The sequence below is a fragment of the Flavobacterium sp. genome (genome assembly GCF_031537875.1).
Classification (GTDB): Bacteria; Bacteroidota; Bacteroidia; order Flavobacteriales; family Flavobacteriaceae; genus Flavobacterium.
Window position 1 is genome coordinate 104,975 of sequence record NZ_JAVKNB010000010.1, and the last position, 13,758, is coordinate 118,732.

Consider the following 13,758-nt stretch of genomic DNA (forward strand, 5'->3'; position numbering starts at 1 on the left):
TAGATTAACGTTTAAACACATATAATGGAATTACCAAAATTTTTACTAGGCGACAATACCGACTTTCCTGATGATATTTTTATCATTCACTTAGATTATCCTCGTTTTATCATTAATTTGAAAGACGATGAGGTAGAGTTTATGGAAGAAGCTGAAGATTTAGATGAAGCAGAATTGAATGCCGAAATGGAAGCTTTGATTGTTGAAGCGAATGAATTTTACGATCGCGAAATCGGTCGATACGAGGAATAGATTATTTTTTAAAATACGTTTCCAATAATATAGTAGCGGCTGCAAAGGGTGAAATTTCATCATTTTGCACCGCTTTTTTTGTAGATTCAAGTAATTGTTGAATTGCTGTATTGCTATAAAAATGCGATTTCAATTGATCGTTGATGGTTTCCAGCATCCAAAACTGATTTTGTTCTTTTCGTTTTTGAAAGAAATACGAATTGGTTTGGGTCAAGTTTATAAATTCATTGATAGTGTTCCAAACTTCGGGGATGCCTTCAGAAGTGATGGCGCTGCAAGTAGCTGTTGTAGGTGTCCAACCTGATTTTTTTGCAGGAAATAAATGTAAGGCACGATTGAATTCGACTTTAGCGAATTGTGCTTTTTTAATGTTGTCTCCGTCTGCTTTGTTGATGATGATAGCATCCGCCATTTCCATAATACCGCGTTTGATGCCTTGAAGTTCGTCTCCAGCACCTGCTATTTTTAGTAATAAAAAGAAATCAACCATACTGTGAACAGCGGTTTCGCTTTGACCTACGCCAACAGTTTCAATAATAATGGTATCAAAACCTGCAGCTTCACAAAGTGTAATTGTTTCTCTAGTTTTTCTAGCAACACCACCAAGAGTTTCTCCTGATGCCGAGGGACGAATAAAAGCATTGGGGTCTTTAACTAATTCTTCCATTCGGGTTTTATCCCCTAGAATACTTCCATGGCTAATCGTGCTACTTGGGTCTACAGCCAGAACGGCTACTTTTTTTCCAAGGCTTGTTAAGTGTTTTCCAAAGGCTTCAATAAACGTACTTTTTCCAACGCCAGGAACGCCAGTTATGCCTATTCGAACGGATTGATTGGCATGAGGTAAACATTCGTTAATGATGCTGTTGGCTTTTGCTAAATGAGTAGGATTGGTACTTTCAACAAGAGTAATAGCACGACTTAAAGAAGTGATATTACCTGCTAAAATTCCTTCCACTAATTCTTCTGCGGAAGGTTGTAGCTTTCTAAATTGCTGAATGTGTTCTACGGATAGAGTGCTGATAGTTTCGGGTTGTGAAATACCAGCTTTTTCTTGTAGTGCCGAAGAATGTGTTTTTTTAGATGCCAATGCAATTCATTTGAATAGTAAAAATACTAAAAATAAACGTAGTTGTTTGCTTTACAAAGCCAGATTTATTTTGGCATATTGTAATAGCATAATAGTTTTCGCATCGTTTATCTCTCCAGAAGCAATCATTTGGTAGGCTTCATCAAATGAATATTCGAGTACTTCGATATTCTCGTGTTCTTCTGCAAGTCCGCCACCTTCAGAAACTTTCATTTCGGATTGGTATTCACCAATAAAAAAGTGTAGAATTTCTGTTACAGATCCAGGAGACATATACGATTGAAACACTTTTTTTACAGATGAAAGGCGGTAACCTGTTTCTTCTTCTGTTTCACGAATAATACATTCTTCTGGATTTTCGGTATCCAATAATCCAGCACAAGCTTCTATTACCATACCTGATGTATTGCCATTTAAGTAAGTGGGTAGTCGAAATTGTCTTGTTAATACCACTGTTTTTTTAGCACTGTTATACAACAAAATTACAGCGCCATTACCGCGATCGTATACTTCTCGAACTTGAATTTCGGATTCCTGGTTGTCCATTTGATAGTCAAACGTCACTTTGTTTAAGAGGTACCAATTATCAGAGAGCAATTCGGTTTTTTGTATCGTTATTGTTGGATTTTTCATTACAATTAAGGTTTTGGATTTCTGGTTTTAAGGGCTAGATTTTTAAAAGTAGTTCCCCAATTGTTATTGTTGATGTTATTAGGAAGTCCGTTTTGGGTCATTAATGCATCTTGATCGGATTCGTCTCTTTTCCAAACCCAAGCACAAACAGAAATTCCTTTGTCATAAATCAAGTTTAAAAACGGCTCAGGGTTCATCAAAACACCAGCATTCATTGGTGCTGTTTCTCCAAAAATGATAGGTATATTAGATTGATTTAATGCGTTAAGTCGATTGTTCATATTGGTAGGGGAGTCTAACAACCATTTTTCGTAGGCATGAATATCAAATAGAATATTGGATTTACCCACCAAAAATGCATTTCCTTTATTTAATAATACACTTTCATCTTGCCCTTGTTCGGCACAAGGAATGACCACTATGTTTTTATTTCCAGTGGTACGGATTATTTCAGTTAACTCATTCATGTTTTGTAACCAAATAGCATCAGTATAACCATCGGCACGATCGTAGCGATAAGGTTCATTCCAAACTTCAATCCAAACATCGTTTTGATCTTTAAATTGAATAGCCCACAATCGTAGTTTTGCTTTATAGTCTTCCCACCAAAATGTAGTTGCGGGAGATTTTCCAGTAAAAAGAGTAGCTTGATTTCCATCCCAACCAAAAGCGCAAATCCAACTTATTTTATTTTGTTTTCTATTTTCATTAACAATGTTTTGAATAGAATATAGGTAGGCTGCATGGCTATCTTGAATAGGATTCCCAGTTAGAGGAGTCTCTTTGATGTTGCCAATAAATTCTCTAGCAATATCAAGATTCCAAGAATTCATATCCGCACTTCCGGCACCAAATACATGAAAAGTATTCGCACCAATGAGTTGGATGTTTTTTGAGTTATAGCTAATATTGGAATTAGCGATTTGGTATCCTGAATTGCTATTAATACTACTTTCCTCTTTTTGGCAGGAGCCAAAAAAGAAAAGTAAAAGAAACGATTTGAGAATACAATGTTGATACTTCACTTGAAATCACTTTAAAAAGTAAATGTATGCATTTATAAAAAAAAACGCTCTGAATTTTCAGAGCGTTTTCAATAACTATTTTAATATCGTTTGTTTTCTGTCTGGTCCAACAGAAACAATTTTGATAGGTACTTCCACTTCTTTTTCAATGAACTCGATGTATTCTTTTAATTCTTTTGGTAATTCATCGTAGGTAGTCATTCCAGTTAAGTCAGCTTGCCATCCTTTAAATTCTTTGTAGATTGGTGTTACATTTTCTTCTTCAATGTTATAAGGGAAATGGCTGATGTTTTCTCCTTTGTAGTTGTACTCAGTACATACTTTTAAGGTTTTGAATCCAGAAAGAACATCGCCTTTCATCATCATTAATTGCGTAACACCATTTACTTGGATAGCATATTTTAAAGCGACTAAGTCTAACCATCCACAACGTCTTTGTCTTCCTGTTACAGAACCAAATTCATTTCCAATTTTAGCCATAGTAGCACCATCTTCGTCAAAAAGTTCTGTTGGAAAAGGCCCACTTCCTACACGAGTAACATAGGCTTTAAAAATCCCAAAAACTTCTTTGATTTTGTTAGGTGCAATTCCTAAACCAGTACAAGCTCCCGCCGCAGTAGTATTAGATGAAGTTACAAATGGATAGGTTCCAAAGTCAACATCCAATAACGATCCTTGAGCTCCTTCGCACAAGATAGATTTACCTGCTTTTTGAGCTTGGTGTAAATATTCTTCACTATCAATGAAGTCTAATTTTTTCAATTCTTCGATAGCTTCAAAGAATTCTTTTTCCATTTCGGATAAATTGTATTGAATGGCTACATCGTAGAATTTGATCATTTCTTCGTGTTTGTCAGCCAATGCACGGTATCTTTCTTTAAAATCAGCTAATTCAATATCTCCTACACGAATACCATTTCTACCGGTTTTGTCCATATACGTTGGTCCAATACCTTTCAAAGTAGAGCCAATTTTAGCTTTACCTTTAGCTGTTTCAGAAGCAGCATCTAACAAACGGTGTGTTGGTAAGATTAAGTGTGCTTTTCTAGAAATAATCAATTTGCTTTTGATGTCAATATTGAATTTTTCTAAACCTTCAATTTCTTTTTGAAAAACTACAGGGTCAATAACAACTCCGTTTCCAATGATATTTACTGCTGTTTTGTGGAATATTCCAGAAGGAATCGTTCTAAGAACGTGCTTGATTCCGTCAAATTCTAGAGTATGTCCTGCATTTGGTCCCCCTTGAAAACGCGCGATAATATCGTATTTAGAAGTTAATACATCAACGATTTTTCCTTTTCCTTCATCTCCCCATTGTAATCCTAGTAGTAAATCTATGGTCATTCTGTGTGTTATTTGTGTTGTTTGTATTGGTAGAATTGTGTAATTCTAATTAGTTGTTTGTTTTTTTATTTCCGTATAAATACAAAGAGTGATTGGTGATTTCAATATCAAAAATTTCTTCGATTGTTTTTTTGATGGTTTGAATTCTTGGATCGCAGAATTCAATTACTTCTCCCGTATCGGTCATAATAATATGATCGTGTTGTTTATCAAAATACGATTTTTCGTAATGGGCTTGATTTTGTCCAAATTGGTGTTTGCGCACTAAAGCACAATCCAAAAGCAATTCGATTGTATTGTACAAAGTAGCTCTGCTGACACGGTAGTTTTTATTTTTCATTTTGATGTAGAGGTTTTCTATATCAAAATGTTCTTCACTTTCGTAAATTTCCTGAAGAATAGCATAACGCTCTGGAGTTTTGCGATGCCCTTTCTTTTCAAGATATAGTGTAAAAACGTTTTTTACAATTTCTTGATTTTTATTATTGTCTGTGGAAATAAGTGTCATATCCTGCAAAGATAATTTTTTTTGGTTAAACTCTAAAGTTCAGTTGATAAGTTTGCCTTTTGTTGAAAAATAGTTACGAGGTGTATACGCGGCTTACTTTTTCAATACCTTCTATTTTTTTGATATTGTTAATTAATTTTTTCAAAATCGTATTGTTTTGAACGACTACGGTTACTTGTCCTTCAAATATGCCTGCCTCAGTACTTAAAGAGATACTCTGAATGTTCACATGCATATTATTGGATATTACTTTGGTTAATTGATTGGTCAATCCTAACGAATCCATTCCAGTAATTTTAATAATAGCTTTGAATTCTTCTTGAGTAGAATCAATCCATTTGGCAGTCATTATTCGGTATGCATAGTTAGATTGTAATCCAATAGCGTTAGGGCAATCGCTTTTGTGAATTTTAATTCCGTCATTCACGGTTACAAAACCAAAAACATCATCTCCCGGAATTGGGCTGCAGCAAGAAGAAAATTTATAGTCTAATTTGTCATGCTCTTTCCCAAAAACAAGCATATCATAATTGCTGCTAACAATTGGTTTGTTGATTTCTTCGTCGGGCGTGTTGGCATTACGCTTGATTTTGTTTTTGAAAAAACTAATAAACGTATTGCTTTTTTGAGCAGCATAATCTTTTAATTGTTGATTTTCAATAGCACCAATTCCAACGCGATAAAATAAATCTAAACTTGTTTTTAATTTGAAGAAATTAACTAATTCATTAACTGTTTTTTCATTCAAATTAATTTTTAAGTGTTTCAGTTTACGTGTTAGTAATTCTTTTCCTTCTTCGCCAATTTTCTTAGTATCCTCATTAAGGACATTTTTTATTTTAGTTTTAGCTCTTGCGGTTGTTACAAAATCTAACCAATGTGTGGTTGGTTTTTGATTAGGAGACGTGATTACTTCAATTTGGTCACCACTTTTTAATTCATAATTAAGAGGGACTAATTTTCCATTGACACGAGTTCCACGGGTGCGGATTCCAATTTCAGAGTGGATTCCGAAAGCAAAATCGAGTGAAGTAGCACCTTTTGGTAATGATTTGATGTCGCCTTTTGGTGTAAACACAAAGATTTCTTTGGAATATAGATTCATTTTGAAATCTTCTACAAAATCAACTGCATTCGTTTCAGCATTTTCTAGTGCTTCACGCAATAAGTTGAGCCAAACATCCAATCCACTTTCTTCAGTTGCTCCGTTTTTGTATTTATAATGCGCAGCGTAGCCTTTTTCGGCAATTTCATCCATTCGCTCACTTCGAACCTGAATTTCTACCCAGCGTCCTTTGGGGCCCATGACTGTAATATGTAAGGCTTCGTAACCAGTTGATTTTGGCGACGAAATCCAATCTCGTAAACGACTTGGACTCGGACGATAGTGGTCAGTTACAATGGAGTAAATTTTCCAAGCTAAAAACTTCTCGTCGTGTGGGTTTGATTTATAGACTATTCGTAAAGCAAATTTGTCATAGACTTCGTCAAAACTAACTCCTTGCGCTTTCATTTTTCTACGAATAGAATAGATAGATTTTGGTCGGCCTTTAATAGCGTATTCCACTCCCTCTTCGTCTAAAGATTTTTTTAGAACATCTGAAATGTCTTTGATGTAAGCGTCTTGCTCTTCTTTAGTTTCTTTGATTTTGCTTAAAATATCATTATAAACGGTAGGTTCAGTGTATTTTAGTCCTAAATCTTCGAGTTTAGTTTTGATGTTGTACAAACCTAAACGGTGGGCGAGAGGAGCGTAGATATATAAGGTTTCTGATGCAATCTTGGTTTGCTTGTCTTCTCGCATGGATTCCATAGTTTGCATGTTGTGCAAACGGTCAGCAAGTTTTATAAGAATTACTCGGACATCATCATTCAGCGTAAGAATCATTTTTCTAAAATTCTCGGCTTGAATGGAAGCATTTAAATCTTTTTGAACCAACGAGATTTTCGTCAATCCTTCTACCATTTGAGCTACTTTGGGATTGAAAAGACGTTCAATGTCTTCAACAGTAATAGGTGTGTCTTCGACCACATCGTGCAATAAGGCTGCAGCAATAGAAGTAGCACCCAGCCCAATTTCAGAAGCGACAATTTTTGCCACAGCTATTGGGTGGAAAATATAGGCTTCGCCTGATTTTCTTCTTTGATCTTTGTGTGCGTCAACGGCTACATCAAATGCTTTACGAATCAATTTCTTGTCACTATCGGTTAGTGTTTGGTAACTAATTCGAAGTAACTCCTTGTATTCTTGGGCAATGGCCTTATTTTCTTTCTCGATATCTATTTCTGTCATGGTAGGCGGGGTTCAATTTCTAAAAATAGAAAAAACCGACTAAATACACAAGTGAATAGAGAGAATATTTTTGATTGATAATTTAAAAACCTCTTTGTCTTTTGGCTTCAAAAATCAAAATAGCTGCTGCGACAGACACGTTCATAGAATCAATTTCGCCTTGCATTGGGATAATAATGTTTTGCGTGGCGGCATCTCGCCATTCTTGAGTTAAGCCAGTTGCTTCAGTACCAACAACTAATGCAGTAGGTGTAGTGTAGTTTTCTAGATGATAGCCATTTGAATTCTGCAAGGTTGCGCAATAAAATTGAATATTTTTTTCTTTCAGAAACGCGATAATTTCGGCTGTACTTCCCGTAGCGATTTGGTTGGTGAATAGGCATCCCACACTCGAGCGAACTATATTAGGATTGTATAAATCACTTTTGGGGTTGGCAATAATCACGGCATCTAAATTAGCAGCATCGGCAGTGCGTAATAATGCACCAATATTACCTGGTTTTTCAGGTGCTTCGGCGACTAAAATTAAAGGGTTTTCGGATAATTTTAAATCCGATAAAAGTGTCGATTTAGTTTTGGCTACAGCCAAAATACCTTCGGTAGTATCGCGATAGGCTAATTTTTGATATACCTCTTTATTGATTTCGATTAATTCAGCTTTAGGAGCCAATTGTTGGGCTTCTTTTTCAGAGCAAACTTCTGGTAAAAAAAGTACCGTTTCAAGCTCGTATCCACCTTTGATGGCAATATTGATTTCGCGTTGACCTTCAATTAAAAAAGTGCCAGTTTGTTTACGTGCTTTTGCTTTTTCCTGCAATAACACTAAGGATTTTATAAATGGATTTTGAACTGAACTAATTTGCTTCATTAGGACTAAGCTGTTTTTTGAACTACTTCAAAAATTTTAGCATCCTCACATTTTAAAGTTTTTGAAGGAAATTTAACTAACAAAGCATAATCATGGGTTGACATCAAAACTGTTTTTCCATTGGCATTGATTTTTCGCAACACCTCTAATACTTCAGCACTAGTTTGTGGATCCAAGTTTCCTGTTGGTTCGTCCGCTAAAATTAATTCTGGGTCATTCAACAAGGCTCTTGCTATGGCAACGCGTTGTTGTTCTCCACCTGAAAGTTGGTGAGGCATTTTGTTAGCAAAATCTTTCATGCCTACTTTATCCAATACTTCGTCTATTTTGTTAAGCATTTCGTCGTTGTCAGTCCAGCCTGTTGCTTTTAAAACAAAAAGCATATTGTCTTTAACGGTACGGTCTGGAAGCAATTTAAAATCTTGAAAAACAATTCCTATTTTTCTTCTCAAGAAAGGAATATCATCTTCTTTTAAGGTTGCTAAATCAAAATCTACAATATGTCCAGCTCCTTCTTTAAGCTCTAAATCAGCATATAAAGTCTTCAATAAACTACTTTTTCCTGAACCTGTTTTTCCAATAACATAGATGAATTCGCCTTGATTTACTTCAAGGTTTACGTCAGATAAAATGGTTTTTCCTTCTTGGTATATAGTAGCGTTTCTTAACGATAAAATGGATTGTGACATAATTTGCATTTGTTTATGTTGTAAAAGTAATTATCAATTGGCAATTTACAATTATCAATCGTAATTTTTTTTATTTTTTGTTAAAACAATTGTTCATAATAAATACTACAACCACTACGTTATACACCGTATAATATGATACATTTGAATTTTAAACAAAAATCACAATGCGTAGACTTACTGGGATTTTATTTGTCCTACTTTTTTGGGGAACTTTTTCGGTTTCCGCTCAAAAATCAACTATATATAATTCTAATTCAAAAGATTTCGAAACGGCAGTTTCGTTATATAATGCAGGTCAATATGCTTCTGCAAAATTAGTTTTTGACCGAGTGAAGTTAAGTGCTGTTGCTCAAGAAATACAATCTGATTGTTTGTACTATACCGCTATGTGTGCCATTCGTGAACGCCAACCCAATGCAGGAAACTTATTGGAGCGTTTTATTTCAGAATATCCAACGAGTACTAAAAAAAATCAAGCTTGTGTTGAAATAGGTCATTTCTATTTTCAACAAGAAAATTATGAAAAGGCTTTGTCTTGGTATGAAAAAGTAGACGAAATGTATTTGGGGATAAACGAAAGTGATAAGTATTCTTTTCAAAAAGGATACAGTTTTTTTGTTTCTAAAAACAAAAAAGAAGCTACCACTTATTTGAACAAAGTATTGAAGTCTCCAAATTATGGTTCGCAAGCCAAATATTATTTGGGTTTCATGGCTTATGAAGGAGACGATTATAAAAAAGCTACCCAATATTTTGATGCAGTTTCAACCGAATCGAAATACAAAGAACGCATGTCCTATTACCAATCGGATATGAATTTCAAGTTGGGTAATTTTCAAAAAGCGATCGATTTGGGAGAACAGGCGATGTCAAAATCAACACCTGCAGAACAATCGGAATTGAATAAGATTATTGGCGAAAGTTACTTTAATTTAAAAGAGTATGTCAAAGCAATTCCGTATTTGGAATTGTATAAAGGTAAAAATGGCAAATGGTCGAATACTGATTTTTATCAGTTGGGTTTTGCGTACTACCAACAAAAAGATTTTGAAAATGCCGTTTCGCAATTCAATAAAATTATTGACGGAAAAGATTTTGTTTCACAAAATGGGTATTACCATTTAGGTCAGAGCTATTTGAATTTGAATAAAAAACAAGAAGCGTTGAATGCGTTTAAAAATGCTTCAGAAATGGATTTTGATGCTTCGTTAAAAGAAGAATCAAGTTTGAATTATGCTAAATTAAGTTATGAGATAGGGAATTCGTATGAAAGTGTCCCGGCTATTTTGACGACTTTTTTAGAACACTATCCTCAAAATTCAAATCAATCAGAAATTCAAAAATTATTGATTGACTCGTATATTTCTTCTAAAAATTATAAAGAAGCCTTAGCTATTTTAGAGAAAAATGGAACTCAAGAAAATAAATCAGCCTATCAAAAAGTGCTGTTTTATAGTGGCTTACAATCCTTTACAGATGGAGAATATCAAGAAGCCTTACAACGTTTTGAGAAAGCAATCAGTCAACAAAAAGAGGCTTCTATTACGGCAAGAGCTACGTTTTGGAAAGGAGAAACCCAATTTGTTTTAGATGATTTTAAAAACGCATTAGTGAGCTTTAAACAATTCATTGGCTTTGCTGAAGCAGGAACTACTCCTGAGTTTAAAAATTGTAATTATAACATAGCGTATGTGTATTTCAAAATGAAGGAATACGATCAAGCGGGGAATTATTTCCAAAAGCAAATCGAAAAAGGGACTGATAAAGTGCGTATGAATGATGCGTATTTGCGTTTAGCAGATTGTCGATTTGTAACTTCAAAGTATTGGCCAGCAATGGAAGCGTATGCAAAAGTAATTGAGCAAAAAAGTGTTGATGCTGATTATGCTTTTTATCAAAGAGCCATTTCTTACGGATTTGTGGGTAAAAATGAGAAAAAGATTGAAAATCTGTTATCGTTTTTACAACTCTATCCAAAATCAGAATATCGTGACGATGCGTTGTTTGAGTTAGGTAATACGTATGTTGCTGAAAACAAAGATGAACAAGCTATTAAAACGTATGACCAATTAATTAAAGAATTTGAAAAAGGGTCATTTACTTCTAAAGCTATTTTACGACAAGGTTTAGTATATTATAATGCAGATAAAGACGCACCAGCATTGGTAAAGTTCAAACAAGTTGTAGCGGAATACCCAAAATCATCGGAAGCTTTAGAAGCGGTTGCTACCGCGCGATTAATTTATGTTGAAAATGGTAAAGTAGACGAATATGCTTCCTGGGTTCGTACTTTAGATTTTGTGGCAGTTACAGATGCTGATTTAGATAATGATACCTACGAGTCAGCAGAAAAGCAATACCAACAAAGCAATACAAATCAGGCGATTACTGGATTTGGAGCGTATTTGACGGCTTTTCCAAAAGGAATTCATGCGTTACAAGCTCATTTTTATTTGGCGCAATCACTTTATTCGAGCGGTTCAGAAGAGAAAGCGGCGGCTAATTATGAATATGTAATTGGGGAGCCTAGAAATGAATTCACAGAGTCTTCTTTAATGCGTTTGGGACAAATTTTCTTGAAGGCAAAAGAAGTGGAAAAAGCCATTGTGGTTCTATCTCGAATTGAAACTGAAGCTGATTTGTTGCAAAATAAAACTTTTGCACAAGCCAATTTGATGAAATTGTATTACGAAAAGAAAGATTATGCTAACGCTGTAGTATATGCTGAAAAAGTATTGGACAATCCTAAAACAGAAGCAGATGTAAGAAGTGATGCTCAGATTGTAGTAGCACGCTCTGCCATGGAAACGGGTGATGAGGCCAAAGCCAAAGCGGGGTACGAAAAATTAGCTACTGCTCAAGGCGAATTAGGGGCAGAGGCGTTGTATTTTGATGCGTATTTCAAAAACAAAGAAGGCAAATTTGAAGACTCTAACGCAGTGATACAACAATTAGCTAAGAATTATTCGGATTACAAGTATTTTGGAGCCAAAGGATTGTTGTTGATGGCAGCTAATTTTTATGCTTTAAAAGATAGTTATCAAGCAACATTTATATTAGAAAGTGTTATCAAAAACTTTACTGATTTTCCGGAGATTGTTGCTAAAGCGCAAACCGATTTAGATGCTATCAAAGCAGAGGAATCCAAAACGAATTCGTCAATACTAAAAGAATAAAAAACACTACTGTATTTCAAATACCTTGATTATTATGAGAAAAATTATCCAAAATAGTATTCTATATTCATTCGCTTTATTGTTTGTTCAGTTAGGTTTGGCACAGAAAAAACAAGAAAAAATGCGAACAGAAGAAGTGAATGTGGTAAAATCATATACCCCAACTATTTCTGACGCTTTTAAAATAAAAGAAACTCCTTCGTTGAATGAAGAAGGAACATCTGCAAAAGAAACAGTGAAGTACAGTATTTTTTCTTTTCCAGTTGCCTCTACTTTCACCCCCTCAAAAGGAAGTGCTGAAGATGTGGATAAAGAACAAATAGGTCGATTTTATAAAAGTTATGCCACCTTTGGAGGTGGGAATTATGGTACTTTGAATGCGGAGTTGTTTGCTACTCAAGATTTGAATACAGAAGAATATGTAGCGGGAATGTTTCGTCATCTTTCGTCTCAAGGAGGAATTAAAGGAACGGAATTGAAAGATTCGTTTTATGATACTTCTCTAGATTTGACTTATGGTACAGAAGCAAAAGAATTATCTTGGAACATTAATTTAGGCTATCAAAATCAAATCTACCATTGGTATGGATTGCCAACAACTTTTATGAATTGGTTGTTGCCTTCGACTCATGATATTTTAGTTGCTGGAATTGATCCAAAACAATCCTATAACACGATTACATTGGATTCCAAAATTGAATTTAACGAAAGTATTTTAGAAGCCTCGAGTTTTAAATTTGCACATTTTTCAGATGCTTTTGGTTCGTCGGAAAACCGATTTTATGCTAAGCCGTCTTTTAAATTTGCTGCTTTTGGTAAAGAAATAAAACTAAACGCTATTGTGGATTATTTGAGGGGTAAATTCGACCATAATTTCACACGAACCAATACAGAGCCTATAGAATACGGATATACTAATTTTGGACTTTCTCCTAGCTATGAATTAGAAAAAGACAATTGGACCATGCATTTAGGTTTAGGATTGTACTATAGTTTAGATACTAAAAACAGCAACAATCAATTGTTTCTTTATCCACAGGTTACGGCCTCTCATAAAATAGTGGGTGATTTAATGATTTTTTATGCTGGAGCTGAAGGTGGACTAGATCAAAATTCGTATTTGAATTTTGTAGATGAAAACCCGTTTTTGTCGCCTACTTTATTAATTGCGCCAACCAATAAAAAGTATGATCTTTATGCTGGTTTAAAAGGGAAATTGGCCGACAATATAAGTTATAATGTTAGAGGCTCTTTGGTGGACGAGAACAATAAAGCCTTGTTTAGAAGCAATGATTTTTCGGCTAATTTCAATTATGGACCTTATTCGTATGGCAATTCGTTGCAATTGGTATACGATAATGTAAAAACGTTTCGTTTATTTGGAGAGTTGAAAGCGGATATTACGGAAGCCATCAGTTTCAGTGCTAATGGTACATTGTCTGCTTATACTACTAAAACACAAGCAGAAGCATGGAATTTACCAGCGATTAAGTTGAATGCTACTTTGGATTATACGATTAACCCAAAATGGTATGCAGGAGCCGATGTCTTTTTTGTAGGTTCTCGAAAAGATTCGCAAATCAATAATGACCTGATGACTATAGTAGCTCAAACCTATATTCCAACGACATTGAAATCGTATATTGATTTGAATGCGCACGTAGGTTACAAACACAGTGAACGATTGACTGCCTTTTTGAAAGCGAATAATATCTTGAATCAATCCTATCAAAAATGGATGAATTATCCTGTGCAAGGATTTCAAGTGGTGCTAGGTGCTAATTATAAGTTTGATTTTTAAATAACCCGTTGGGTGAAATTGTTTTTGATTGTAAATTTTCGTCACCCGAGCTGAAAGCGAACAGGCGAAGCAG

The 13,758-nt window shown here is 34.8% G+C and carries 11 protein-coding genes; 3 read left to right on the forward strand and 8 right to left on the reverse strand.

From position 1 onward, the window contains the following. The first annotated feature begins 24 nt into the window (after positions 1–24). On the forward strand, positions 25–252 hold the full coding sequence (locus RMR09_RS05670) for a hypothetical protein (protein ID WP_229317172.1): 228 nt from the start codon (positions 25–27) through the stop codon (positions 250–252). Between the two features lies 1 nt (position 253). Here RMR09_RS05670 and meaB read toward each other — a convergent pair whose 3' ends face one another. The 8 genes from meaB to RMR09_RS05710 form a co-directional block, all read right to left on the reverse strand. Beyond that, the gene (gene meaB, locus RMR09_RS05675) at positions 254–1,342 is read right to left on the reverse strand and encodes a methylmalonyl Co-A mutase-associated GTPase MeaB (protein WP_310594829.1); all 1,089 of its coding nucleotides are present in this window, start codon (positions 1,340–1,342) and stop codon (positions 254–256) included. A gap of 51 nt (positions 1,343–1,393) precedes the next feature. Further along, positions 1,394–1,975: a GDP-mannose pyrophosphatase NudK gene (nudK, locus tag RMR09_RS05680; RefSeq protein WP_310594830.1), complete on the reverse strand. Its 582-nt coding sequence runs from the start codon at positions 1,973–1,975 to the stop codon at positions 1,394–1,396. Positions 1,976–1,980: 5 nt separating this feature from the next. Continuing rightward, a complete protein-coding gene (locus tag RMR09_RS05685) occupies positions 1,981–3,000 on the reverse strand; it encodes a cellulase family glycosylhydrolase (RefSeq protein WP_310594831.1) in 1,020 nt (339 codons plus the stop codon). A 75-nt stretch (positions 3,001–3,075) separates the two neighbouring features. Beyond that, positions 3,076–4,347, reverse strand: coding sequence for an adenylosuccinate synthase (locus tag RMR09_RS05690; protein WP_310594832.1), 1,272 nt, complete (start codon positions 4,345–4,347; stop codon positions 3,076–3,078). Positions 4,348–4,396: 49 nt separating this feature from the next. Beyond that, a complete protein-coding gene (locus tag RMR09_RS05695) occupies positions 4,397–4,855 on the reverse strand; it encodes a transcriptional repressor (protein ID WP_310594833.1) in 459 nt (152 codons plus the stop codon). Between the two features lie 73 nt (positions 4,856–4,928). Continuing rightward, on the reverse strand, positions 4,929–7,148 hold the full coding sequence (locus RMR09_RS05700) for a RelA/SpoT family protein (RefSeq protein WP_310594834.1): 2,220 nt from the start codon (positions 7,146–7,148) through the stop codon (positions 4,929–4,931). A gap of 82 nt (positions 7,149–7,230) precedes the next feature. Continuing rightward, positions 7,231–8,016, reverse strand: coding sequence for an RNA methyltransferase (locus tag RMR09_RS05705; protein WP_310594835.1), 786 nt, complete (start codon positions 8,014–8,016; stop codon positions 7,231–7,233). 5 nt (positions 8,017–8,021) lie between these two features. After that, on the reverse strand, positions 8,022–8,705 hold the full coding sequence (locus RMR09_RS05710) for an ATP-binding cassette domain-containing protein (protein ID WP_310594836.1): 684 nt from the start codon (positions 8,703–8,705) through the stop codon (positions 8,022–8,024). A gap of 167 nt (positions 8,706–8,872) precedes the next feature. Here RMR09_RS05710 and RMR09_RS05715 point away from each other — a divergent pair, with 167 nt between their 5' ends. Continuing rightward, a complete protein-coding gene (locus RMR09_RS05715) occupies positions 8,873–11,884 on the forward strand; it encodes a tetratricopeptide repeat protein (protein WP_310594837.1) in 3,012 nt (1,003 codons plus the stop codon). 34 nt (positions 11,885–11,918) lie between these two features. Then, positions 11,919–13,685 carry a TonB-dependent receptor gene (locus tag RMR09_RS05720; protein ID WP_310594838.1) on the forward strand — a complete coding sequence of 589 codons (1,767 nt, stop codon included), beginning with the start codon at positions 11,919–11,921 and terminating at the stop codon, positions 13,683–13,685. Positions 13,686–13,758: the final 73 nt, after the last annotated feature.

Excerpts from the sequence above, each read along its gene's own strand:
- RMR09_RS05670 (WP_229317172.1), top strand. The coding sequence starts at position 25 with ATGGAATTACCAAAATTTTTACTAGGCGACAATACCGACTTTCCTGAT.
- nudK (WP_310594830.1), bottom strand. The coding sequence starts at position 1,975 with ATGAAAAATCCAACAATAACGATACAAAAAACCGAATTGCTCTCTGAT.
- RMR09_RS05690 (WP_310594832.1), bottom strand. The coding sequence starts at position 4,347 with ATGACCATAGATTTACTACTAGGATTACAATGGGGAGATGAAGGAAAA.
- RMR09_RS05695 (WP_310594833.1), bottom strand. The coding sequence starts at position 4,855 with ATGACACTTATTTCCACAGACAATAATAAAAATCAAGAAATTGTAAAA.
- RMR09_RS05700 (WP_310594834.1), bottom strand. The coding sequence starts at position 7,148 with ATGACAGAAATAGATATCGAGAAAGAAAATAAGGCCATTGCCCAAGAA.
- RMR09_RS05705 (WP_310594835.1), bottom strand. The coding sequence starts at position 8,016 with ATGAAGCAAATTAGTTCAGTTCAAAATCCATTTATAAAATCCTTAGTG.
- RMR09_RS05710 (WP_310594836.1), bottom strand. The coding sequence starts at position 8,705 with ATGTCACAATCCATTTTATCGTTAAGAAACGCTACTATATACCAAGAA.
- RMR09_RS05715 (WP_310594837.1), top strand. The coding sequence starts at position 8,873 with ATGCGTAGACTTACTGGGATTTTATTTGTCCTACTTTTTTGGGGAACT.
- RMR09_RS05720 (WP_310594838.1), top strand. The coding sequence starts at position 11,919 with ATGAGAAAAATTATCCAAAATAGTATTCTATATTCATTCGCTTTATTG.